General features: G+C 69.5%; 20 protein-coding genes and 1 pseudogene. 9 read left to right on the top strand and 12 right to left on the bottom strand.

Going from position 1 to position 22,824, the window contains the following annotated elements; genetic code table 11:
- A partial coding sequence (locus ACFVIM_RS01610; protein WP_384297227.1) for a hypothetical protein occupies positions 1-233 on the bottom strand: 233 nt, incomplete at its 3' end.
- Positions 234-516: 283 nt separating this feature from the next.
- On the opposite strand from ACFVIM_RS01610, the gene ACFVIM_RS01605 reads away from it, so the two are divergent.
- Entirely contained in the window at positions 517-2,808 is a 2,292-nt protein-coding gene (locus ACFVIM_RS01605) for an ATP-binding protein (protein ID WP_384297225.1), read from the top strand.
- A 107-nt stretch (positions 2,809-2,915) separates the two neighbouring features.
- Here the strand turns inward: ACFVIM_RS01605 and ACFVIM_RS01600 are convergent.
- The 3 genes and pseudogenes from ACFVIM_RS01600 to ACFVIM_RS01590 all read right to left on the bottom strand — a co-directional run.
- Positions 2,916-3,299, bottom strand: a pseudogene (locus ACFVIM_RS01600) (hypothetical protein); the annotation flags it as partial.
- Between the two features lie 33 nt (positions 3,300-3,332).
- The gene (locus ACFVIM_RS01595; RefSeq protein ID WP_384297223.1) at positions 3,333-3,647 is read right to left on the bottom strand and encodes a hypothetical protein; all 315 of its coding nucleotides are present in this window, start codon (positions 3,645-3,647) and stop codon (positions 3,333-3,335) included.
- Between the two features lie 845 nt (positions 3,648-4,492).
- The gene (locus ACFVIM_RS01590) at positions 4,493-4,645 is read right to left on the bottom strand and encodes a hypothetical protein (protein ID WP_384297221.1); all 153 of its coding nucleotides are present in this window, start codon (positions 4,643-4,645) and stop codon (positions 4,493-4,495) included.
- Positions 4,646-4,963: 318 nt separating this feature from the next.
- Between ACFVIM_RS01590 and ACFVIM_RS01585 the strand changes: the two genes are divergently transcribed.
- The 3 genes from ACFVIM_RS01585 to ACFVIM_RS01575 all read left to right on the top strand — a co-directional run bounded on the left by ACFVIM_RS01585 (position 4,964) and on the right by ACFVIM_RS01575 (position 6,270).
- Positions 4,964-5,344 carry a hypothetical protein gene (locus ACFVIM_RS01585; protein WP_384297219.1) on the top strand — a complete coding sequence of 127 codons (381 nt, stop codon included), beginning with the start codon at positions 4,964-4,966 and terminating at the stop codon, positions 5,342-5,344.
- A 114-nt stretch (positions 5,345-5,458) separates the two neighbouring features.
- Positions 5,459-5,782, top strand: coding sequence for an integrin alpha (locus ACFVIM_RS01580; protein WP_384297217.1), 324 nt, complete (start codon positions 5,459-5,461; stop codon positions 5,780-5,782).
- Between the two features lie 8 nt (positions 5,783-5,790).
- A complete protein-coding gene (locus ACFVIM_RS01575) occupies positions 5,791-6,270 on the top strand; it encodes an FG-GAP repeat protein (protein WP_384297215.1) in 480 nt (159 codons plus the stop codon).
- A gap of 224 nt (positions 6,271-6,494) precedes the next feature.
- Here the strand turns inward: ACFVIM_RS01575 and ACFVIM_RS01570 are convergent, their stop codons facing one another.
- The 4 genes from ACFVIM_RS01570 to ACFVIM_RS01555 all read right to left on the bottom strand — a co-directional run bounded on the left by ACFVIM_RS01570 (position 6,495) and on the right by ACFVIM_RS01555 (position 9,609).
- On the bottom strand, positions 6,495-6,716 hold the full coding sequence (locus ACFVIM_RS01570; RefSeq protein WP_384297214.1) for a hypothetical protein: 222 nt from the start codon (positions 6,714-6,716) through the stop codon (positions 6,495-6,497).
- A gap of 506 nt (positions 6,717-7,222) precedes the next feature.
- Positions 7,223-7,396, bottom strand: coding sequence for a hypothetical protein (locus ACFVIM_RS01565; protein WP_384297212.1), 174 nt, complete (start codon positions 7,394-7,396; stop codon positions 7,223-7,225).
- Positions 7,397-7,401: 5 nt separating this feature from the next.
- Complete coding sequence (locus ACFVIM_RS01560) at positions 7,402-7,683, bottom strand: hypothetical protein (protein ID WP_384297211.1); 282 nt, start codon at positions 7,681-7,683, stop codon at positions 7,402-7,404.
- A 315-nt stretch (positions 7,684-7,998) separates the two neighbouring features.
- Positions 7,999-9,609, bottom strand: a complete 1,611-nt coding sequence (locus ACFVIM_RS01555; RefSeq protein ID WP_384297209.1) for an RICIN domain-containing protein — start codon at positions 9,607-9,609, stop codon at positions 7,999-8,001.
- Between the two features lie 409 nt (positions 9,610-10,018).
- On the opposite strand from ACFVIM_RS01555, the gene ACFVIM_RS01550 reads away from it, so the two are divergent.
- Both ACFVIM_RS01550 and ACFVIM_RS01545 read left to right on the top strand, forming a co-directional pair.
- Positions 10,019-11,257, top strand: coding sequence for an RICIN domain-containing protein (locus ACFVIM_RS01550; RefSeq protein WP_384297207.1), 1,239 nt, complete (start codon positions 10,019-10,021; stop codon positions 11,255-11,257).
- A 96-nt stretch (positions 11,258-11,353) separates the two neighbouring features.
- On the top strand, positions 11,354-12,535 hold the full coding sequence (locus ACFVIM_RS01545; RefSeq protein ID WP_384297206.1) for a phospholipase A2: 1,182 nt from the start codon (positions 11,354-11,356) through the stop codon (positions 12,533-12,535).
- 407 nt (positions 12,536-12,942) lie between these two features.
- On the opposite strand, the gene ACFVIM_RS01540 is transcribed toward ACFVIM_RS01545, so the two are convergent.
- Together ACFVIM_RS01540 and ACFVIM_RS01535 are read right to left on the bottom strand one after the other, a co-directional pair.
- The gene (locus ACFVIM_RS01540; RefSeq protein ID WP_384297204.1) at positions 12,943-13,191 is read right to left on the bottom strand and encodes a hypothetical protein; all 249 of its coding nucleotides are present in this window, start codon (positions 13,189-13,191) and stop codon (positions 12,943-12,945) included.
- The gene (locus ACFVIM_RS01535) at positions 13,188-13,487 is read right to left on the bottom strand and encodes a hypothetical protein (RefSeq protein WP_384297203.1); all 300 of its coding nucleotides are present in this window, start codon (positions 13,485-13,487) and stop codon (positions 13,188-13,190) included. The genes ACFVIM_RS01540 and ACFVIM_RS01535 overlap by 4 nt, the downstream gene beginning before the upstream one ends.
- 509 nt (positions 13,488-13,996) lie before the next feature.
- On the opposite strand from ACFVIM_RS01535, the gene ACFVIM_RS01530 reads away from it, so the two are divergent.
- A complete protein-coding gene (locus ACFVIM_RS01530; protein ID WP_384297201.1) occupies positions 13,997-14,971 on the top strand; it encodes a hypothetical protein in 975 nt (324 codons plus the stop codon).
- A gap of 438 nt (positions 14,972-15,409) precedes the next feature.
- Here ACFVIM_RS01530 and ACFVIM_RS01525 read toward each other — a convergent pair whose 3' ends face one another.
- Positions 15,410-15,817, bottom strand: a complete 408-nt coding sequence (locus ACFVIM_RS01525; RefSeq protein WP_384297231.1) for a DUF721 domain-containing protein — start codon at positions 15,815-15,817, stop codon at positions 15,410-15,412.
- A gap of 282 nt (positions 15,818-16,099) precedes the next feature.
- On the bottom strand, positions 16,100-16,474 hold the full coding sequence (locus ACFVIM_RS01520) for a hypothetical protein (protein ID WP_384297200.1): 375 nt from the start codon (positions 16,472-16,474) through the stop codon (positions 16,100-16,102).
- A 1,322-nt stretch (positions 16,475-17,796) separates the two neighbouring features.
- On the opposite strand from ACFVIM_RS01520, the gene ACFVIM_RS01515 reads away from it, so the two are divergent.
- The gene (locus ACFVIM_RS01515) at positions 17,797-21,978 is read left to right on the top strand and encodes a hypothetical protein (RefSeq protein WP_384297198.1); all 4,182 of its coding nucleotides are present in this window, start codon (positions 17,797-17,799) and stop codon (positions 21,976-21,978) included.
- Positions 21,975-22,619 (top strand): hypothetical protein, encoded by a 645-nt coding sequence (locus ACFVIM_RS01510; protein WP_384297197.1) that lies wholly within the window; start codon positions 21,975-21,977, stop codon positions 22,617-22,619. The genes ACFVIM_RS01515 and ACFVIM_RS01510 overlap by 4 nt, the downstream gene beginning before the upstream one ends.
- Positions 22,620-22,824 lie beyond the last annotated feature (205 nt).

Raw genomic sequence — 22,824 nt, 5'->3', positions numbered from 1 at the left:
GCGACGTCCGTCGAGGAGACGGGCCCCGTCGGCATGGGCGAAGCCTGCTGCTGCGGCTTCGCCGCAGCAGCAGCGATCGCGCCCTCACTCCCCCCGCCCTCTGTGCGGACCGGGTCCGGGGACGGCGCGGCGGCAAAAGGCCCGCCGGCCTGGGAGACAAGTCCGGAGCCGAGCGGGCTCATGACCGCCGACACGGCGGCCAGCGCCACCACGCCAGACACCACGGCGCGCATCCGCCCGCGGGAGAGCCTCCGGTCGGCCCCCGGCAGAGCGTCAGGCGGTGGCGCGGGAAGGGTTCTTGGATCACCAGGCACAGCGTGCTCTTTCCTTCAGGCCCTCGGCAGCGATGGGCGACGCCCTTCTTCGCGGGCGGCTCGCCAAGGACGCACATCTGCGCCGAGTCCACCACCGGCCCGTGGCCTCTACCAGGCAGAACCACCCGCAAAAACAGGACTGCGATACTTCTGCGGGAAGATCGCCTTCACACCTCCGGGTGCGTGCAGCAGGAGCCGGACTATGACCACCACGACGCCCGAGGGTTTCGGACAGCGCCTCCGCGCGCTGCGCCTGCACGCCGGTCTCAGCCAGGAGCAGCTCGCCCACGCCGCGGGAGTGAGCCCGCGGGCCCTGACCTACTTGGAGCAGGGGCACACCCAGAGTCCGCAACGCCGCACGATCCAGGCCCTGGCCCGGGCACTTGGCCTCGATGTTGATGAGACCCGGCTGCTGGAGGCGGCGTCCGCGCCGGGCAGGTTGCCCGCTCCTGAAGCCGATGGCCCCCCACCGGGGATCCTGGCGCTGCCGAGGGACGCCCGGGACTTCACCGGCCGGGGCCCCGCCCTCATCGCCCTGGACAACCTGGCCGGGGCCCTCGACCCAGCCCATCCGCCCGTGGTCGTCGTCGCGGGGGCTCCCGGCCTGGGCAAGACCGCGTTCGCCGTCCACGCCGCCCACCGCCTCGCCCCCCGGTTCCCGGACGGGCAGTACTGGCTCGATCTGCGCGCCATGGACGACGAGCCCACCCGGCCAGGCGACGCACTGGCCCGGCTGCTGCGCGCCCTCAAGGTCCCCGACCAATCCGTGCCCCAAGACCCGGATGACCGCGCGGGCATGTTCCGCACCCTCACCGCCACCCGCCGTCTGCTCCTGGTCCTCGACAACGCCGCCGACGAGAACCAGGTACGCCCCCTGCTGCCCGGGGTCGGTTCCTGCCTCACGATCGTCACCAGCCGCAATGCCCTCACCGGCCTGGAAGCGGTCCACCGGGCCGAACTCCCCCTGCTGTGCCGCGAGGAAGCCGTCACACTCCTCACTCGCATCGTCGACCCGGAGCGCGTGGCCCGCGAGGCCCAGGCCGCCCGCGACCTCGCCGACAGCTGCGGGGGCCTCCCGCTCGCTGTGCGCATCACCGGCCAGCGCCTCGCCGCCCGGCCCCGCGAATCCCTCAGGAAACTCGCCACCCTCCTCAACCGCGAGGAACGCCGACTCGACACCCTCCAGACCGGCGACCTCCAGGTCCGCGCCGCCTTCTCCCTCTCCTACCAGCAGCTCGACGCCACCTCCCGACGACTCCTGCGGCGCTGTACGCTCGCCGCAGGCCCTGACCTCAGTCCCGAGACCGCCGCCCTCCTCTCCGGCATCCCGCTCCGCGACGCCGAACTCCGCCTGGAGGGACTGTGCGACCGAGGGCTTCTCCAGCCCGACCCGACAGCGGAGCGCTACCGGTTCCACGACCTCCTCAGGCTGTTCGCCGCCGAACGACTCCACGCGGAGGACGACGAGGCGACCCACGACACCGCCCTGGACCGGACAGCCGCGTGGATGCTCGCCCGCGCCACCACCACCGCCCTCCACTTCGACGCCGAACGCCACGACACTCCCAGCGGCGACCCCGACCCCGCCACCGCACCCACCGGCCGAGACCAGGCACGCGCCTGGCTGGAAGCCGAACGGGACCAGTGGCTCGCTGCCCTCGACCACGCCCACACCACCAGCCGGCACCAGCAGGTCATCGACACCGCCCGGGCCATGCACTGGTTCTCCGACCTCACCCAGCACTGGGCTCAGTGGACCGACGTCTTCCAGCGCGCCGCCGACGCCGCCCGCTCTCTCGGCAACCAACGCGAGGAGGCACGCCACCTCAACTACCTCGCCTGGGCCCACAGCATCTGCGCCCACGACCCCCCGGCCGCCCTCGACGCCGCCAACCGTGCCCTCGGCGCCGCCCGTGCCTGCGGCGACCCGCTCCAGACCGGCTGGGCCCTCGGATACGGCGGGGGCGCCCTGCGCCGCCTCGGCCTGACCGGCGAAGCTGTCGCCCGTCTCCGCACCTCCGCCGACCACCACCGTGACAACCCCACCATCCAGGGCAAACTCGCCCTGCTGAGCACCCTCAATACTCTCGGTGAAACCCTCCGCCAGGACGGCCGCCCCGGAGAAGCCCTCCAGCAGCACCTCCACACTCTGGAACTGTGCCGAGAAGGCCACCCCGGGCTGTCCCCCCAGCTCCTTGACATCTACCGGGCCATCACCCTGCGGCACCTCGGCAACGACTACACCGCACTCGGCCACTGGCACGAGGCCGAGACCTCCCTGCGCCAAGCGCTGAGCATCTTCGAGCAGACGGATTCGCCCGCCCGCAGCGGACCCGTCCAGCTCGAACTCGGCCGCGTCCTGCTCCGACTCGACCGCCCCGGGGATGCTCGTACGGTGCTGAGCGCCGCCTTGCGCACACTCACAGCGCACCACCACCCCCTCCAAACCCAAGCCGCCGCCGATCTTCACTCCGTTGATCAGACCCACGACTGAGCCCCTGCACGCTGCGGTAGAGCAGCAGAGCCTGAATCTGTCATGGTCTTTTCCGCAGCGGCATCTGCTGACACCTCGCCCTTCTGTGGCATCTGCTCGGGGGCCGTATCAGCAGCCATCCGTTCTACCCACTCATGCACGGACACTGCCCGCTCGATGCGGCTGACGATGTCCTTCTTGGACGCCGTGCCCAGGGTCTCCGGGATCTTGTCGAAGGTGTGGGGGAGGACATCGAGGAGGCCCAAGATCTCTTCGCCGGTGCTGGTGGTCAGCAGTTGCTGGCACCTCCACTGCAGCGGCGTTTCGGGACGGTGTGTGAGCCGCTGTACGAGTGTCGGGAACAGGTAGTGCGTCGCCTCTGCGGCGAGGTGCTCTCGGAGCCAGTCGACAGGCAGCCGCTGGCTGAAGCCGTGCATGGCGGCCTCCTGGGCCAGGTCCAGGAGCTGAGCGGTGTCAACAGCTCGGACAGTGCGGGGAAGCGTCGAGGTCATGCCGCGATGATGCCAAGAAGCGGAGCCGAGAGGTCAGCCGGGCCGGGATGCGATGCGAAGGCGGGCAGTACCCCAGACTTCCTCGAACTCTCCAGAGGTGAGCTGCTCGGGGTCGTGGTCTTCCCATTCCGAGACCGGTGTTTCGGCGATGATCCCGAACCTGCTGTCGTACTCATCGGCGTGGCCTGTGTCGTAGGCCCGCTGCCACTCGGCGAGCGAGGCCGCCGTAACCGGGGTGAGCCCGGGCCCCTGGAGGTCGACCTGCCGGGTCACCCAGCCGTCGGCACCGACCTCAAAGTAGAACCAGGTGTCTTCCTCGCCCCAGTAGCAACGCATCCACGTGGTCACTGGTCCATGATGACGGTACCGGCTACCACCACACAGTGGTGACCGCCGAGACGTTCTGGCCGCTCCGACCCCCGTAGTAGGAGCAGTGCCTGGCCTGCAAGTCCGGAGCGGCAGGTCCGACGCAGCGTCAGGGCGAACGCGCGGCGGCCTCACCAGAGCTCCGCAGGGCGGAGTTCGCTGCAGTCCACCCGGCTGTGCAGAACGCGGACGCGCGCGGGTGCGTGACGAACTGACCGCCACGCTCCGCTGAGGGGCGAGGCTAGCGGACGACGGGTGGCCCCTGCTGGCCGCTGGTGCGCCCCGTTGAGCATGTCCATCGTCCCAGGCGCTGGCTGTGACCTGGCTGCGGTGGTGCCCGGAATCGGGAGCCGAAGGCCTGGTTGGGGGAGGCGGGTACCCGGGGCGCGGGGGATGGCGCCTATGCTCCCGACCGGGGCGAGAGTGGGGAGCGCAGGTATGAGACGTGCCGGTGCCGTTGTGGCCCGCGCGCTGGGAGCGGCCCTGGCGACCTGGGCGGTCCTGATTATGCTGCTCCTCCTCCCGGCGCCCCTGGTGCCCATGCGCTACCACCACATCCTGTACTCCCCCTTCACGGTAGGGCTGTGGTTCCTGTCCATGCTGATCGGCCCCTGCGCCGTGTGGGTGGTGCGATGGCCGTGGATACGCCACGGAAGCAGCCACGACACCGAGACGCGAATCCCTCCCGGTGCCCGAGGCCGACAGCGGCCGTGACCGACGACACCAGGGGCGCGGGGCAGAAGTGAGTCGCGGACGCTGCCCTTCCCCACCCGCTCGTGTGGGTCCGGCTCGGGTATCAGCAGGCTCATTCGCTAGGTTCTGTCCGTTCACCAGCGCCCGCCGAGGACCGTGCTCTTACAGGTGAACCGGGCCATTCGGCGGTCGCTGTCCGCCTCGCCGCTGTCATTGCTGCTGGTGACCACCTTGACCGCCAGGCCCCGGCCACCCCGGTTCCCTGGCGGAGGATCGGTGATGACCACCCTTGATCCGGAGGTCGGCGGCGCCGAGCCGGACGGCCTCCCGGACCGGGCGGACCCCGGGCGCCAGGCGCTCATCGAGCAGTGGGCGCAGCGCTACGGAGTCGGGGCCGCCCTCCGCCTGGCCGAGGCCCCGGGCCGCGCGGGGAGGGCAGCATCACGGCGTCGGCCGCTTCGTCGAGGTCCTCGTCTGCGGCGAGCTCGCCGGGCTGCCAGCTCGTGCGAAGCCGCCACCGCCGACACGCCCGCTCGCAGGGCGGAACCGACCTCAGATGGCCTCTGTTGTTGGGCTGGTTACCCCCTTCACCCAGAATGGAGGGTATGACTCCTCTGTCCGTCGAACCGCGCCCGTTGAATGTTGACGAGCGTGCGGTGCTTGACCACGTCCTGTCGGTGGAGTTCGTCGGTGCGTCGCAGCTGCGGAGCCAGCTGGACCGTACCGAGGTGACCGCTGTCTGGGGGGCCGGCTCCGTGAGCGTCGACCTGCGGGTCCAGGGGCCTTGCGAGCATGCGGCGCTGCCGGACGGGCTCGTGCCTGTAGACGCTCCAGTCCATGACCCGTCCGGCGTGTACGTCGGCGCGATCCTCGTGTGGACAAACCGGGGAGCCACGCTCGCAGCCCTGGAGTTCGCTTGGGTCACCGACGAGACACCGATGTCCCTCCCAGCCGTCGTGGACGGCCAGCTCAGATGGCCAGCCTGAGCCACACCCGAGGAAGACGAATGAGCCCCCATGCCGACGGGGTCCTGTTGCAGGGTGCTCGGGGAGGTCGTCGTACTCTCCTGTTCACGATCCATCAGGAGGGGAACACACGGCATGGGAACGGTACGAAGACGGCGCTGGGCGACGGTGGTCGCCGTGGTCTGCACCGGCCTGGCCACCACGGTTTGTCTGCCGGGCGTCGCGATGGCCAAACCGGTCGCCGCGCCCGCGGACTTCAACGGCGACGGATACCAGGACTTGGTCGTCCCGGCCCCCACGGCGACGGTGGGGCGTGCCCGGGGCGCGGGTGCGGTCGTCGTTCTCTACGGTTCCAGGACTGGGGTGTCTCCGGCGCGGAGGGTCGTCTTCACGCAGGACACTCCCGGTGTTCCGGACGGGGCGGAGTCCCAGGACCTGTTCGGCGCGTCGACGGCCTAACCCGGCCGGTGCGCATCACCCAGGACACCCCCGGTGTCCCCGGCACCTCGACGCCGTACACCGGGTTCGGCACCGCCGTCGCCATCGCCGACCTGGACAAGGACGGTCTCGGTGAGATCATCGTCGGCGCACCGGGGCAGAAGGTGAGCGGCCGTGAACGTGCCGGGGCGGTCACCGTCGTCCCCGGCCGGAAGACCGGCACACCCGGTGCCGGTTCCTACCAGATCTCCCAGGAGACCGCGCTGGTCGTCGGAGCGTCGGAGGAGGGCGACGGGTTCGGCCTCACCCTGACGGTCGGCGACGTACGGTCGGACGGCCACCCCGATCTGATCGTCGGCGCCGAAGGCGAGGACAGGTACCGCGGCGGGATGTGGGTCCTGCCCGGCAGCGCCACCGGCCCCACCGGCCGGGGCAGCGTCCTGCTGACCGCCGCCACCCTCGGCATCCCCGGAGACCTCCCCCAAGTAGGAGGCTTCCAACCGCGGTGACCCAGCGCCAGAGCAGCCCGGCCACCTCGCCGCGGAGGCGATCAGGCCCGAGACCACCGAAACGGACGGCGCCACAGGCCCTCGGTTGACGACTCTTCGCGCAACCGCGCCGCCCACCGCAAGCCGCTGATCGACGGCGTTCCCTTTCCAGGCCAGACGGACCGGTGCGGCCGGTCGCCCTCTCTCCGACGCTCACACCAAGGTCCCGCGCCTGGCCGAGGTGGCTACGGCGGGGATTCGGCCCAGGTCTCCGGCCCGCCGCCGCGCCACTCCACGACCGTGGGGTCGGTGAGGTCCAGGTCCTCCGCACCGGTCATCCCGGCCGCCGTCAGGAACACCGCGATATCGCTGACCCGGTAGGCGGTGCCGAGGATCTGCCCGTCCCAGCGCACCCGCCGCCACCCGCGCTCATCGGGCGGATAGACCACCAGCCGGGGACTCGCCATGACCTCAGCTTCACCCCGGCCCCGGCAGCCCGCACCGCGAGCACCGGCCCCGCATGCTTCCTCCGGCTCGCGGCGCCGGACGAGAGCCCGGCTCTGGCGTTCTGCGGCGGCGCGGGTCACAGGTCCATGTCGTTGTCACGGAGGCGTCTGTGCTCCTGGTGCGCGGCGAGCGTGCGGCGGTAGCCGTCCGAGGCGGTCTCCCATGTGCGTACCGGCCTGGCGGGCACGTTCGTGGGCGCCGGGATCGGCGGAGCACGGCTCAGGTATCGGCACTGGCGGCGCAAGGATCCGCAGGGCGCGAACAACGGTGCGGCTGGCCGCGGTGTCGGCGGTCGTGATGATTCGGGTCTGCTCCAGCCAGGTCTTCGTCGTACCAGCTGGCGACTCGGGGCACACCGTGAGCTGCGCCGAGCGCGGTGCCGAGGCCGATCGTTGCGGCGGACCTGCTCCATCGTGGCCCGCAGGGCGACCCCGGGCCAGGTCCACGCCGGACACCTCGCCGCCACTCACGGCTGCCCCCACACGAGGTAGCCGAGGTTCAGGTGCCCGAGGCCCGACATCCACCGCGCCTGCTTCACCAGCCGCCCGGTGAACAGGCGCCGGGCCGACACCTCGCCGTACTGGTCGATGTGGTCAAACACCAGCTGCGGATCGCGAGCGGCACGGACGAGGCCAAGCACCGGCATCACGCTGTCGGGGGTGTGGGATCAGGCTTGGAGAGTGCGAGACGGATCAGGGCGGCGAGTGCGCCCGGTCCGAAGATGAGCAGGACGTCGGGAATCAGGTCGGTGTAGGTGTCGTCTTCTTCCTGTGCCGCCGCGACCACGGTTCCGCCGACCACCAACGCCGAGATCGCCAGAGTGAGGACGATCCAGATCCGGCGGGCTGAGGAGTTCCGGACCGGGACGAGAGCGAAGGCGACCCATACAGCCGCGATGACCCACATGTTGACGGAGGATGAGAACATCTGAGCTCCTCAACGTGCTTGATGAATATGGAATGTGACGAAATATCACTTTGTGTTGCCATTGGGTTGGCGGCGTGGAGATTCCCATGGCTGTCGGGAACGAGGAGTCACTTCGACTACCGCCGTCCGATGTCCCCGGCAACGGTTCCGGAGCGGTGCCTGCTTCGCCGTAGACCGGCCCCGGCCTCCTGGCCACGGATGACCCGGACCGGGCGTGGTCTGGGCTCTGAGCTGGCCCGGCAGTCCGATGGCGTGACCCTGTGGCCGCTCAGGGCTCTTGAGGTTGGGCCTGGAATATGGAAACAGTGGTGGCTATCACCACCATTTCTGCCAGAGCTCGCCGTTGCACTGCCACTGGACGGCGCCCGCGCCGTCGGCTGTGCCGCCGCCGTGGATCTCCAGGCACTTGCCCGAGTTGTGGTTCGTGATCCGGTAGCTTCCGTCGCTGTTGCGGGTCGCGCGCCATTGCTGCCAGGTCTCGCCGTTGCATTCCCACTGGACGGCGCCCGCGCCGTCGGCCATGCCGCCGCCGCGGATCTCCAGGCACTTGCCCGAGTTGTGGTTCGTGATGGTGGTCAGCGTGCCGCCGACGGTGGCCCTCCATTGCTGCCAGAACTCGGCGTTGCATGGCCACTGGACGATGCCAGCGCCGTTGACCATGGCTCCGCTGTCCACTTGCAGACATTTGTTCGTGTTGCCGTTCGACCACGTGGCCAGGGGCGGGTCGGCGGCGACCGTCTCTGGGGTGCTGCGTTTGGGTGAGGGACTCGGTGTCCGCGCGGGATCGGGTGTGTGGGGTGAGGTCTGCGTTCTGCGGCCTGATGGGGATGATGCCGCTCTTTCGGGTGGGGAGGTTGTGGGGGTGGGCGTTTGGGCGGCGGGTGTCGCGGGGGCTGGTGCTGTGGGGGTGGTGATTGGTGTGTGTGGAGGGTCGGCGATGTCGTGCCGGCTCGATTCCGGTTTCAGGTAGAGGATGGTGCCGGCTGTGGCGCTGGTGGCCACCGTGACGATGGCCAACGTGGTCAGGATCCGGCCCGGCCAGCGGCCTCTGCGGCTGACGGGTGAGCCGGAATCGGCGTTGGCGCTGGTCGGGGGATTGTCCGCACGGCCAAGGACTTCGCCCAGGACAGCGATGGGGTCCATGGGCAGCCGGCTGATCTGTCCCCACAAGGCGGCGACCTTCTGATGCTCCGCCTGCACGTCGCTGTGGAGCCGGGTCAGCCGGATCTCCAGATCGATGTCGCCTCGCGGAGCTGGCAGTGGCGCGGTGCGGGTCGGACCGGGTGTTTCGGTAGACGGCAGGGCGGTCATCGGGGCGACGGCGTTCAGGTACTGCTCGTGGGCCGTGGCCTGTACTTCCTGGGCGGTGGTGCGGATCTCCTCGACCCGGGTGAGTTTCGCCTGTGCCTGCCGCAGCCGCTCCCGGGCGCCGTGTGTGTCTGGACCGAGGTCCGTTGCCGGGGCGGACGCGGCGGCTGGGGTGGCGTTGGCCGATGGTGCTGTGGTGCCGGTTAATTGCTCTTGCAGTGTGGCGATGATGCGGAGCAGTGCCTGGGCGAGTTTCTCCGCGTGGGCCAGGTCGGTCTCGGCCTGCCGCTGGGCTTGGGCGGCCGTGGTCGCGGCGGGAGGGCGTCGTCCCTGCTCGGCCTCCGACGCCTCGGTGTGGAGATGACGGGCCTTCGCCAGCAGCGCCGCGCGCCCGCGGGCGTCCCGGACGTGGTCGGTGACGATCTTCTCCAGGCGGTGCCAGGGGATGATCTTGATGCCTGAGCGGTATTCGCTCCAGATGGTCTTGCTGGTCCGGTAGCGCTCGCCGAGTTCCCGGACGGTGACGCCGTCGGTGATCTCGCACAGGAACCGTGCCAGTGCGTTGCTTTGTGTGGTCGCCCCTTTCGGGTCTCCCTGTGGACGTCCTGCCCTGCCCATGCCACCCCCGCGTGTCCGCTTGCCAATCGGGGTTGTCCGCGATCGGCCTGCGCTCTTCGTCCCGTCTTCTGGCGGCCAATCAGATCAGCTCGCAGCGTGGGTGTCTCCACCGGATTCCGCCACTTGGAGAGCGCGCATGGTCACTGTTCCACGCATCAACCCCTGTGCCGGGCGTAACAGAGGGATCCGTCTGGCTTTCACGGCCCTCCTGCTCGCTCTGGGCCTCGGGGTGTTCGGCAGTGCCGGTGACATACCGGACCCGGCCGGGCACCGGGCCACTGCGGACAGCACCGGTGCGGCGGCGGTGGAGCTGGACAGTCCGTACCCCATACGGCAGTCCCTCACCACGGGCCCCAGCCCTTCCGTATCCGTATCCGCCCGGCACTGACCACACCTCTGGGAGACAGTCATGTCCCGAATACATGCCCGCCCGCTGAGGAACTGCGTAGCCGGCCTGCTCACGGCCGCGCTCTCGGCCACACTCACGGCCGCCCTCCTGGGCAGCATCTCCGTTCCCACTCCCGCGCCCGTCGGCAGCGCCCGGACCGGCGGTTCCCCGGTCTCCTTAACCCGCACCCTCGGCAGCAGCATCCAGGCCGGGGGAAAGGTCACCCGTGACCAGGTGATCAAGCGGGCCCAGGCATGGGTGGACCAGAAGGTTCCCTACAGCGCCAACGGGCTCCGCGCCCCGTACAGCTTCTGGCCGGACTCCACCACCGGGGAACGCTACCGGCAGGACTGCTCCGGCTATGTCTCCATGGCCTGGCAGCTGAAATCCAGCCTGAGCACCCACTCCCTGCCGTCAGTGGCCACCCGGATCCCCACCGCCGAACTCAAGCCCGGCGACATCCTCAACGCCACCGGACATGTGCTCATCTTCGGCGGCTGGACCAACCAGGCGCGGGGCGAGTTCACGTACTACCAGCAGAGCAGCCGTGCTCGTCCAACACACAAAGCCGAGGGCAGCATCCACGCAGCCCGGCTCGCCGGCCACCCCACCAGCAGCTACACCGCGCTGCGCTACAAGAACATCATCGACACCCCCACCACCCCGGCTGTCCCGGACCGGCCGGTGAAGAACCCTCCCGTACGACCGACCCCACCGCCCCCGCCTGCTCAGCCGGCGCCCGGCACCCGTGACACCCCCGCTGCTCCGGACCGGCCGGTGAAGAAGCGGCCCGTACGACCGACCCCGCCGGCCTCTCCCACCACGCCGGCGCCCGACACCGGGCACCCGGCACGGGAGACACGGAACTGGGTGAACGCGAGTTCCGGGAAGTGCCTGGAGATCCGTGGTGACACCACCAGCAACGGTGACCTCGCGAGTCAGTGGGACTGCAACAAGTCCGCCACCCAGTACTGGACCAGCTCCCGCCCGGGCATAGAGACCACCTTCACCAACGCCAACTCCCGCCTGTGCCTGGAAGTCCGCGCCGACGCCGTTCACAACGGCGCCAACGCCAACCAGTGGCAGTGCAACGGCTCCGCCACCCAGCGCTGGCACCAGAAGGCCGCACCCGGCGGCGGGTGGAACCTGATCAACGCCAACTCCGGCAAATGCCTCCAGATCAACAACGGCGACACCGCCAACGGCGCGATCACCCACCAGCGGGACTGCGACGGCTCACCCGCCCAGAAGTGGCTCTGAACCACCACGGAACACCACCGGTGGCTTCCCGGCGCCTGCACCGGCGAAGCCACCGCCCCGGCACCACACCGTGCACCACAACTGAGGGAGACACCCATGTTCCACCTCCTGACCGGGACACGCACCCGGTCCCGCCCTCCCGGCGAACCGCCGACGATCGTGCGACGCGTCGGACTCCTGCTCGCCGGCGCCCTCACCGCAGGCCTGCTGACTGCCATAGCAGCAGCAGCGGCCGACGACCCGCCCACGGCGTTGGCCCCTGTAGCGCCGGTCTCTGCGGCGTCGGCCCCTGTGTCGCTGGGCCAGATCTCGGCCACCCCGGACGACCGTCTCTTCGCCCTCGCTGCCGACCACTCCGCCGTCTACGAGCACTCCGACCGCGGCTGGACCAAGGTCGGTGGACCGGCGCAAGATCTCTACGTCGGAGGCGCCGGAGTCTTCGTGACAGAACCCGAAACCGGAAAGATCAACAAGTACGACGGCGAAGCCGACCACTGGACGCATGTGGGTGAGGCGGGCGCGGACTTCGCTGTCACCAGCGACCGGCTCTACGGCCTCACACCCGACCGCACAGCGATCTTCGAGTGGACCGGCCAGGGCACCGACTGGACCAAGATCGGCGGACCGGCCAAAGACCTGCATGCAGGCGGGGCAGGCCTCTTCGCCACCGACCCCGGCACCGGACAGATCAGTAGGTACAACGGTCAGCCCGACTCATGGACCAAGATCGGAGAAGCTGGCGCCGGGTTTACCGTCAGCGACACGCGCATCTACGGCCTTAGCCCCGACACCACCACCGTCTCCGAGTGGACCGGCCGAGGCGCCGACTGGACCAAGATCGGAACGGAAGCCGGCGATCTGCCCAGCTCCGAGGAAAAAATGCAACGCCTGAACGAGTTGACTGCTCCCGGTGAGACCGCCACTCAGGACTGGTTCAACACCATCTCAAACCACCTGCGCGGACAACCGGACAAGTACGGGTTCAACTGGACGACCAACCGATGCAACTCCCCTGCCCCCGACTCTGTCGCCGGATTCGATTTTGCGAACGCGTGCATACGGCACGACTTCGGGTACCGCAACTACCGAGAAGTCCTAGGCGAAGACAAATTCCAACAGACAGCCAAGGCCCGCGTCGACGCGATCTTCCTGCAAGATCTCACCGGTATCTGCCAAGGCCGTCTCATCGCGGACCCTCGCACAGATGCATCACGGAGGGTATGCATGCAAATCGCCGAAACCTACCACGGGGCTGTCGTCTCAACCGGAACAGGTTGAGATAACTTCAGTCCGCAACAGTCAGGTGTTCGGTACCGAGTACCGAACACCTGACTTCTCGTCGGAGACCCCACCCGAAATGCCGGGAGCTCCAAGAGACTTGCCAACGACCCCGTAATGCTTCCCACAGGCGACCGGTGATGTGGTCCCGCGCACCGCGGGGGTATTCCCTTCTTCATCTGCTCGTGCTCGGCTTGTCCGGGTTCGACGCCCAGGACGTCAGTGAGTGTGGCTGGGGTGGAGGTGAATCCCCCGCCGATCCCAGGCCACCCTCGACCCCGGACGGCGCCGGGGGTATGGAGGCTTTGGATGCCGGCCTGGTGGGCGCGGACAGTGCCACATCGCATGGCTCGAAGATCAGTCGGCCCATCTGAGGCCGGATCTGGCAGTTCTTCTCACTGCGCTGTTCAGTGGATGATGTCGACGGCGGTGATGACCAGGACGTCGGCGTGGACCCAGTAGATGACGATGGCTTTCGGCAGGGTGAGCATCCGGCGGTCCTTGCCCTGGCTGCGCGGCGCCGGGATAGAGCCCTGCCCGTACGGGTCGGTGGACAGTCGGCGCATCCCGTCGTCAACCGCGGCACGGCCCTGCGCGTCCATCGACCGGCGCTGGGCGAGAGCCTGATCGGAGAACTGGATCCGGTAGCGGCTCACCGGGCCTCCGGTCCGGCGACCGCGTCGTCCAGGTCCTCCAGCGGGGTGCAGCCGGAGAAGTCCCCGGCCCGCAACCGCTCGATGGTCACGTCGATCTCATCCCACGCCCGCTGGGGCAGTGCGTACGCCGCAAGGAACGCCGGAAGCTCCAGGGCCGGGGTGCCGCCCAGCTCCCGCTCAAACTCCGCCAGCCGCACCGGATCGTCGGCGAGGACCTGGCGGACACCGTCGATCGTCGCCGGGATCCGCACCCTCTGCCCGTCGATCAGCGTGCTCCAGCTCGTCGTCTCGTCCATGGCGCTGTGTCCTTCCTCTCCCGCCGCACCGTACGCCACCGACTGACTCATCGTCCGGTTCCCCCTTCCGTGACAGCACGGCCTTCTGCGCCTGCCACGCTACGCCAGCCGGGACCCCAGTACGGCGGTACGGAGAGGGGTACACACGATCGGGGCGGGCCGCTCGCCCCTTGCTTTCTGAAGTGGAAGATCAAACTCTGGAACGGGAACGGATGGGTCAGTCGTGGACGTAGAGGTCGCCGTTGGCACCCCCGTACTGGCCGGGAGCACCACGCCCGGCGAGACGGACCCGCTGCCCATAGCGGTGCGTGGCGCGCGTACGTCGACTTCCGCACCGTCCGCCGGCGCTTACCGTTCCCTGTCTCGAACAAGCGGCCCTTTCTCGTGGCAGCGTTTCAGCCCTTACCCGAAGCGTTTGAGTCAGGCCGTGCCATGCGGCCCGGCGGGGTGCTACTACCTGGTCAGACTACGCAGCGAATCCGACTGATCACTTAATCTGTGGGGGACGTGTGGCTCGTAACGACTGGATGACCGCTCTTCTTGACACCCGGCGGGCGCTGGAGGAACAGGTCACCGCGCTGGGGGAGCGTGTGGAAACCTCGCGCCGTGAGATCACCGACTCGGTTACCGCACAGGTGTCCGAGCTCCATGCCGACAACCGGGAGACACGCAACCGCGTCAACACCGCGGCCACATCGCTCTCGGAGATCAACAAGTCGCTCCCCGGGCTACGCCAGGACGTGGCCGACCTGGTACGCACGGTCCATGAACTGCGCACTACGGTAGGCGATCTCTTCGCCCGCCTGCCGGAGTCTGCTGCCGTCGGCGAGAAGCCGGTCCAGGAGCACGCACTGCCTTCGGCACAGCCGGAACATGGATGGGACACGCCTTCTGGCGCCGCTTTTCCTGGGAAACCGGACACCGCCGCGCCAGTGAGTGAGGAGACCGAAGCCGACGGTGCGGCGGTTGCACCGTCCGGCGGGCCCGAGGCTGAGAGCGGGGGCGGCGCCGCCATCAGTCGGCAGGCCGTCAGCGAGGAAGTCGCCAATGTCCAACCATCCACGGAGAAAGACTCCGAGCAGCCCGGCCTCACCGCGTCGCAGAGGGCACTGGGCGCACACGACGTCGTGCTCGGCATGGCGGCTACCGTCGGCACGGTGCACCTGATCTGCCACCGTGACCTGTGGGACTTCATCGAGGAACATGCCGCGGATGTTCCTCACTTCCGAGCCCCGGCGACTCCATCCGAGGAAGGAAACGACCGGTTGCGGATCACCATGTCCGGCCGTTCCGTCATCGGCGTGCTGATCGCGATGAAAAGCATCCGGCCCAGGACTGCGGAGTACGGCAAGGACGACGGCGCATGGGTCCTGTCGGGTGCCGTGTACGAGCGGTTGGCACATGATCTCAAAACCACCAGCCGAAACGGCACCGAGCCCCTGACCGTAACCTTCGACGACGGCGTCGGCTCCGCACCCCAGTGACCGGGTCGTGCACGCCCTTCCTTCGAGCTCGGGCCGGGCCCCGAAGGCGCGGGGCCCGGACGTGGTCCGGAGAGGAGGCCACCGCAGTGCGCACGGGCACCCCTACCGGCACCGCACCCTGGTCATCTGGCGGTTCGTCAACCCGGCCGATAGGCGATTCGCCCGGGAGCAGGGGCGGGCCGGAGGAGCGTCAGGCCAACTCCGCGGTTGCCCGGCGGGCGGGGGACGCCGTGGGGAGGGCGGCTCCGGTTCGCTCGGCGCGGGCCCGCCGCAGGGCGGCTGCCTCCGTGACTGCGGCTTGGCGGCGCCGCTGGGTACGGACCACCTCGATCGGAACCGCCGCATCGTCCGGCACCCCGTCGGGTTCGGGGAACGCCCGGCGGGACAATGCGCGCATCGCGGCGGTCTGCCGTTCCACCGCTGCCGCGATGCCCGGGTTCACCCGGCGCGGCGGCGCGGCCTCCTGGTGCGCGGCGAGCGCGCGGCGGTAGCCCTCGGACGCGGTCTCCCGGGTCCTGACCGGACCCCTGGGGGCGCGGCCGGGGCCGGGTCTGCCGGGACAGTAGCGGCCGGGCCGGGCGCGGGGGCAGCGCCGGGTGTCAGGATCCGCAGGGCGCGTACGACGGTGCGGCCCGCCGCCTTGTTGGCGGCCGCGATGATCCGGGTCTGGTCCAGGCGGGCCTTCGTCACCCAGGCCGTCGACTCCGGGCACACGGTGAGCCGGCCGGAGTCCGGGTCGTACGACACGGCGGCGACATGCCCGGCGAGCTCGGGGGCGATGGCCGCCCACCGCTCCCGCAGCGTCGCGCCGGCGGCCGGGAGCTCCCACGCGCGTTCGGTGACCAGCGCGCCGATCCCCGCTCCGAGACCTATCGGCTCGCGCCGTCGCGCCGCACCGTGGTGACGGCCCGCAGCTTCCTCTTCGCCTTCTGGCCGCCGCCGTTCTTGCGGGCCGCCTCCATCGCAGCCCCCGCAGCGCGACCCTCGCCAGGTCGACGCCGGACGTCTCGCCGCCGCTCACGCCTGCCCCCGGGTGGTGCAGCCGAGGTCCAGGTGCCCTAGGTCGGCCAGGCACTGCACTTGGGCGACGAACGCTCGGGTGCACAAGCGCTGCGCGGACAGCTCGCGCTACCGGTCGATGTGGTCGAAGACAAGCTGGTGGTCGGCGACGGCGCGGGTGCGCCAGTCCAGGACCTGCTCGCGGGTGAGGTCCTCGAGGACAAGCTCCTGGTCGTCGTCGACGTCGGCGAATTCCGGCTCCGCAGCGGGGACGACTGCGGCTGGGAGCGGCGCGGGCATCGCGTCCGGAGCCACCGGCGCGGCCGGGACGTCGTCGGTCGGCTGCGCGGCTGCGGCTTCGGCGCGGTGGGCCTTGACGGCGGCCTGGCGGGCGCGGACCTGCTCCCACTCGTGCTCGCGGGCCCATCCCTGGGCGGTCACCCGCTCGTGCAGTTGCCGGTCGGCGGCGGCCGCGCGGCGCTCTTCCTTCGAGGCCCCGGGCATCGCGGTGTGATCCTCACCGGCGCCCGAAAGGGTCCATCCCCGCGTGTGCTGGGGTGGGGGTTCCACACGAAGCTATCTGGTCGGCCTCAGATCATGGGAGGATGCTGCGCATGATATGCAGCAGAAGGGTCCGTGCCTCGTAGAAGACCGTCTTCGCTTCGGTCGCGGCAACGCGTCGGAGGAAGCCCTGGGGTTGCGTATCGCGATGTCCCGCGTCTGTCGGGAGCGGCGAATGCCGCCATCCGTGTGCTCGAACGGGAGCGATGGTCTCCGGGCATCGTGGCGGTGGCGCTCAGCGTGTGGTCTGTGCACGTCCATGGCGCCAAGCGCCAGTGGAGGTGGTGGGAGGCTGAGTTCACCTGCCCCTGCTGCGGCGAGGGCTGGGCCCGGGACAGACTGCACGACGCCATGCTCATGCTTCCGCCCAGGGCCGCCCGCGAGCTCCGGGCACAGGTGGAACGCCTCGACCTGGTGCTCCTCGGACGAACGCACCAGGAGCCGATGGTAGACCCGGATCTGGCGTGGTGGCATCGACGGTTCTGACTGCGCCTCTGCCGCCGCCGCCGAGCCGTTCCCTCTACGACGGCCCGCATCCGAGGGACCAGGGGGTTCCGCCTCCACAGCTGCGTACTCGTGCCTCCCCTGTTCGCCCACCCCGTGCTGGTCCATTTGACCGGCTTCGAGGACCGTACGGTGCCGGCCGGCCTGCCAGGTATCTGGCTGACCCACGTGGCTTTTCACCGCAGGCCAACGGTGTGTGCTGGCTGCGCGCGGTCTCGTGTTGGAGTGGTGATGGTGGGGTGCTGGGGTGGTGACGCTGTGGTCATGTCCGGGGTGTCAGGCTCGGGGAGGGAGTGTCCGCGTGGTTGCCGGTTCCTCTGCGGCACCACGGGGTCCGAGGGGAGGCCGGGTCGGTGCCGTTACCGAAGGCACGCGCGCCACGTCCGAAGAGCACCGTGCCGGGCACTGTGGTGTCCAAGGCCCGGAAAGAGTTATCAGGCCCGGCGCCCGAAGAGCGCCCGCGAGTATCCAAGGCGGCCGCCGCCGCGCCCGCGTCCGGCCCAGGAGGTACAGGCCGGTCCGCGCGTCCGCCGGGTGGAGCGGCACAGAGCCAGCTCGGCAACGCCGGGGTCGCCGCCGCGCTGAGCGGTGACGGTGGGCGGGTGCCGGTGCCGGGCCAGGACGCGGTGGGCAATGGCGCGGTCGCCGCCGCCCGGGCTGCGGAGGCGCCAGCGTCGGGTGGTGCCGGGCGTCGCGCGGGGCCCCGCGGGGATCCGAAGTTCGTGGCGCTCACGGCGGATGTGGGGCGTAAGAAGCGGGCGGTGGCGTCCTCGCATCCGCCCGCGCGGGTGGAGGCGGGGGCGGCGCAGGCGGCGGCTGTGCCGCCGAAGGACGATGTGGTCGCGCAGGGGAAGACGGCGAACGCGGAGCGGATGAACAAGGCCGAGCCCGGCACGTTCGACAAGGGCGCGTTCATCGCGGCGGTGGAGAAGGCGATCGCGGACCGGGCACCGAAGAACCTCGACCAGGCGGACAAGTTCGCTGACTCGGGCAAGGCCGACGAGGTGAAGGCGGAGGTCCAGGGGAAGGTAGGGGAGGGCAAGGAGGCCTCCGCCGGCCAGATCACGGACACTACCGCCGCACCGCCGGACACTTCCGCCGCGGTGGTGAAGGAGGTGACCCCGCTCGCCGCCGACCGGCCCCCCGGGGCCCCGGCCGCGCCGGACGCCGCGAGCGCGGTGCCGGACCGGCTGCCCCGGTCCGCGACCGACCTCTCGCAGGGTCCGGCCCAGGTCAACCGCGACCTCGCGGCGAGCCAGGTCACCGAACCCCAGCTGAGGAAGGCGAACGAACCGTCCTTCACCAGCGCGCTGGAGCACAAGAAGACGGCGGAGCGGCACTCGGCCACCGCCCCCGGCCAGATGCGGCGCCATGAGGCGGGGGAACTGGCTGGGGCGACCGCCCAGGCGCGGGGCACGGGTGCCGCGGCGATGGCGCGGATGGCCGGTGCGCGGGTGGCGACCGGACAGCGGGTCGGCGCCGGCAAGACGGGCGCCAAGGGGCGGGACGAGGAGCGGCGGGCGAAGGTCACCGCCCGGCTTCAGAGGGTTTTCGACGCGATGAAGAAGGACGTCGAGACCATCCTCACCGGCCTGGACACCGCGGTGGACCAGCAGTTCACCCGGGAGGAGAAGACCGCCCGCGACGCGTTCACCGCCGAGCACCAGCGCGAGATGGCCGCGTACAAGAAGCGCCGCTACGACGGCAAGATAGGCAAGATCCGCTGGCTGCGGGATCTGCTCAAAGGGCTGCCACCGGAGGCGGACCGGATCTTCGACCGGGCGCGGGAGGGCTACCTGCGCCGGATGAAGGAGATCATCGCCCGGATCGCGGATCTGATCGCCCGCGAGCTCAGCCGGGCGAAGCAGCGCATCAAGGAAGGACGCGGGGAACTGCGGGCGGAGGTGGAGCGCCTGCCTGTGGGGCTGCGGGCGATCGGCCGTCAGGCCGCCGCCGACTTCGAGGGCCAGTTCGACGAGCTGGCGCAGTCGGTGAACGACAAGGGCACCGAGCTGGTCGACACCCTCGCCACCAAGTACACCGACGCCCTCAAGGCCGTCGACAGCGAGATCGCGGCGGAGAAGGAGAAGAACAAGGGCCTGGTCGACAAGGCCAAGGACGCCATCGCGGGCGTCATCAACACCATCCGCGAACTCAAGGCACTCCTGGCCGGTGTGCTGGCGAAAGCCGGCACCGCGATCATGCTGATCCTCAAAGACCCGATCGGGTTCCTCAAAAACCTCGTCACCAGCGTCGGCGCCGGACTGAAACTCTTCCTCCGCAACATCACCCGTCACCTTCAGCAGGGCATCATGGGCTGGCTGCTGGGCCAGAGCGCGGCCGCCGGACTCCAGCTCCCCGCCCGCTTCGACACCCGCGCCGTGTTCACCCTGCTCGCCTCGCTCCTCGGCCTGTCGTGGGCGAACATCCGCGCCCGCCTCACCCGCCGCGTCCCGGAAGAAGCGGTCGCGGCGGCCGAGACCGCGCTCCCAATCGTCGCCGACCTCCAGCGGCGCGGGGTCGCGGCGTTGTGGGACGACGTCTGCGGCAGAGTCGGGGACCTGCGCAAAACCCTGCTCGACAAGGTCATCGCCTACGTCACCCCCACCATCGTCACCGCCGGGATCCTATGGATCCTCTCCCTCCTCAACCCCGCCTCCGCCTTCGTCCGCGCGGTCAAACTCATCATCGACATCGTCACCTTCGTCGTCACCCAAGCACGCCAGATCATCGACTTCGTCAACGCCGTCCTCGACGCCGTCGTCGCCATCGCCCGCGGCGCCACCGGCGGCGTCCCACCCCTGATCGAACGCGCCCTCGCCCGCACCATCCCCATCCTCCTCGCCTTCCTCGCCGCACTCCTCGGCATCGGCGGCATCACCAACCGCATCCGCCAAATCGTCCAAGCCATGGCACGCCCCATCAACCGCCTCATCGACCAGGCCATCGACAAGATCGCCGGTCTGGTGCGGAGGGCTTGGGCTCGCGCGCGGCCGGGTCGTCAGAGGGCGGGCGGCGGTCCGGGGCGGCGGCCTGACCGCACGCGCCCCGGCCGTCGCCGCTACCCGCAAGACCAGCAAGGCCGCCCTGAGCGCAGACGTTCCGACAGACGATCTCGCACAGACATGGAGCGTGCTCTCGACGCCGCAGTCCGCGACGCTACGCGCTTACTCGAAGCCGAGTCCGCGTCGGAGGAAAGCGTGCGTAAGGGGCTCCCGGCCATCAAGGCACGGCACCGGCTCTCGCATATCGGACTAAAACAGGCCACGCCGGGCCGGTACTTCGTCACAGTGGCCGTCAACCCCAGCCGAAAGACCTCGTACCAGAGCCTCTTCCCCTACAAGATCGGCCCAGCCGGCAAGGGCATGGAGATCCAGCGGCATCCGCATGCAGTAGAGCAACTGCACGATGTCCCGACTCCCGCCGAGAAAGCCGACGGCTGGATCGGCTTCGTCATCAACATGGCTGCCATACCGAGCGAAATCGGAAAGAACCCCAAGGTGGCGATTCGATACCTCGACGAAGCATGGCGGGACAGCGGAGCCCGGAACGCCGGGGACATGGCCGCCGCGCGGACCGCCGTGGTGATCGGCGTCAACACCTTCGAGAGACTGGATCCGCGAGAGGTCGACACCACCCTCCAGGAGGCCGTCGACAGTGTTCAGCGGCGGCCGGAACTGGTACTAGCCGTCTTCGGTTTCATCTGGACGCCAACCTGGCTCAACAAGGACGGGAACAAGGTCCCTATCGAGGAGGTGCGCGCCGCCTACCAGCTGCTCAAGGGCCGCAAGAAGGCTCGCGCCGAGTCCAACGAGAAGAACCTGCGCAACAAGAAGGCGCTGCCCTACGGCATCTTCCGGGAACAGGTGCTCGGATCGCCGTACACCCGACGCGCGGTCGACATCCTCAGGGTGGTCAACCGCCAGGTCCATATCGTCAGCCAGGACGCCGACACAGGGGTGGCCGCCATCAGCGGCGTGGGCGTGCTGCGGGCCTACGAGAAGGCGCTAGCCGAGATGGAACGGCATCCACTGCTCACCATCGGCGGCTACCACTTCGAGGGCTTCGACTGGGGCCGGAACGCCGACCGGCGGGCCAAGCAACTGACGCTGCTCGCCAACCGTCTGGACCGGGCCATCCGGGTGGCGATCGCCCGGCAATATCCGCAGATGCTCTACCCGACGGAACCGAACATGCTCATCAAGGCGTGGGACGGAGCCCACTCCGACGGGATCTTCCAGAACGCCCGAGTCAACGCCCTCCTCGCGGCCGGGCAGAAGATCTACGGGGTCGGCGGCGCCGAGGGGCGCACTCTGCGAGAGGAACTGAGGAAGGCATTCGGCGATGACTTCGCCGTCCTCTACGTCCCGGACGCGAGTACCGGCACCAGCCCCTTGCCTGGCGACCGTGACAGAGGGCTGACCGTTTATCCCGAAGGAGTGCGCTGGACCGCGCGGGGCCGGATGCCGAGCGGCAGACCGGGGGAGACGGTCCGTGTCGCGCACCGGATGTACGCGCTCGTCGTCCAGTCGCAGACGACGGCCAGCGCCAAAACATTGGCCAGGGAGTTCACTCGTGCCACCCGAGGGGTGAACCAGGCCCTCCATCGCGAACTGGAGAACAGGGTCTTCGTCCATGTCGAGAACATCGCGCTGCTGATGGCGGACAACCCTCGGCTGACCGGCCAGAGCCCGGCTGTCAAGGAGGCGTTGCGAAGGCTGAACGACGACGTACGGGTACTGCTGGAACGGGCCGAGCCGGAGGGTGCCGGTGTATCCGAGGCACTCAACGATCGTCAGAAGGCCGCTGTCCTCAAGGCACAGGAGATAACCCAGGAGATCATCTCGGCGATGACGGCCCCCGAACTGGCCGGTTTGTGGAAACGTATCCGCTGGGCGCTGGAAGCCGTCACCGGGAAGCCGTCGAGACGGGGGAGACGATGACCGCCGAGGAGATCGACCGGTTCCGGGCCGAGGCGTCGCGCGAGGACTACGCGTCGATGGCCCGGCTGGCACGGGCGCTGTACGGGACTGGACTCGGCACACGCGAAGTGCTGCGACAGTGCTACGGCGTCTCGTTCCCCGAGGAGGTCTTCGTCATTGCTGACGCCGGACCTTGGGGATTAGGGCTGTTCGCACGCTTCACCAACCAGCCCTGGCAACTGGCCGTCCCTCCCGGACGCGGGGGTCCGGCCGATACCCCTGGCGGCATGGCCGCTGAGGAGCGGCGCATCGTGGCTGGTGACCCGGATCTGCTGCCCGCCATGCGCATTCCCGCTGCCGCGTCCGAGCGTGAGGATCGCCTCGTGTGCTACCGGCTCGGCGAACTGCGGGCTGGCCGCTCGACGGCCTTCCGCCTGTGGTGGTCGGACAGCCCTGAGGAGGCGCTGTACTGCGGCGATTCCCTGCTCGATGTTCTGCACAAGGAGCACGCCCGCGCCCTGAGAGAGTTGCAGAAGGAGTTCTTCTCGCCGTCGAACTGGGGCGCCGGTTCGGTGGACCACGAGGAGGTGGAGGAGGCACAGGAGACCTTGGAACGAGTCCGAGACTTCCAGAGACAGGTGGCCAACCGTCAGCTGGGCTGAACGGCCTGCCGCAGCCATCCACACAGACACAGCCTAAGGGCGAGTTCGGAGAGGCCGACGGGCTGGTGTGCCGGGTGCTGCCTTGTGGGTGGCTCAGGACGTGGCCGGGCGCCTGTTGAATCTGTCACAGAGGACTGGCGGTGCTGCGGCTCCTGGGGGCCGTGATGACGCCGGGCTGGACACCGGGACGGGCGGGTCACTCTGG

This window comes from Streptomyces sp. NPDC057638, assembly GCF_042800315.1.
Lineage (GTDB): Bacteria > Actinomycetota > Actinomycetes > Streptomycetales > Streptomycetaceae > Streptomyces.
The sequence above is the reverse complement of the archived record's forward strand: the minus strand, read 5'-3'. Positions and strand labels throughout refer to the sequence as shown.

What these genes read in the sequence shown, in the direction of transcription:
- ACFVIM_RS01520 (WP_384297200.1), bottom strand. Translation starts at nt 16,474, where the DNA reads ATGCCCGGGGCCTCGAAGGAAGAGCGCCGCGCGGCCGCCGCCGACCGG.
- ACFVIM_RS01585 (WP_384297219.1), top strand. Translation starts at nt 4,964, where the DNA reads ATGACTCCTCTGTCCGTCGAACCGCGCCCGTTGAATGTTGACGAGCGT.
- ACFVIM_RS01555 (WP_384297209.1), bottom strand. Translation starts at nt 9,609, where the DNA reads ATGGGCAGGGCAGGACGTCCACAGGGAGACCCGAAAGGGGCGACCACA.
- ACFVIM_RS01560 (WP_384297211.1), bottom strand. Translation starts at nt 7,683, where the DNA reads ATGTTCTCATCCTCCGTCAACATGTGGGTCATCGCGGCTGTATGGGTC.
- ACFVIM_RS01550 (WP_384297207.1), top strand. Translation starts at nt 10,019, where the DNA reads ATGTCCCGAATACATGCCCGCCCGCTGAGGAACTGCGTAGCCGGCCTG.
- ACFVIM_RS01545 (WP_384297206.1), top strand. Translation starts at nt 11,354, where the DNA reads ATGTTCCACCTCCTGACCGGGACACGCACCCGGTCCCGCCCTCCCGGC.
- ACFVIM_RS01570 (WP_384297214.1), bottom strand. Translation starts at nt 6,716, where the DNA reads ATGGCGAGTCCCCGGCTGGTGGTCTATCCGCCCGATGAGCGCGGGTGG.
- ACFVIM_RS01580 (WP_384297217.1), top strand. Translation starts at nt 5,459, where the DNA reads ATGGGAACGGTACGAAGACGGCGCTGGGCGACGGTGGTCGCCGTGGTC.
- ACFVIM_RS01605 (WP_384297225.1), top strand. Translation starts at nt 517, where the DNA reads ATGACCACCACGACGCCCGAGGGTTTCGGACAGCGCCTCCGCGCGCTG.
- ACFVIM_RS01535 (WP_384297203.1), bottom strand. Translation starts at nt 13,487, where the DNA reads ATGGACGAGACGACGAGCTGGAGCACGCTGATCGACGGGCAGAGGGTG.
- ACFVIM_RS01510 (WP_384297197.1), top strand. Translation starts at nt 21,975, where the DNA reads ATGACCGCCGAGGAGATCGACCGGTTCCGGGCCGAGGCGTCGCGCGAG.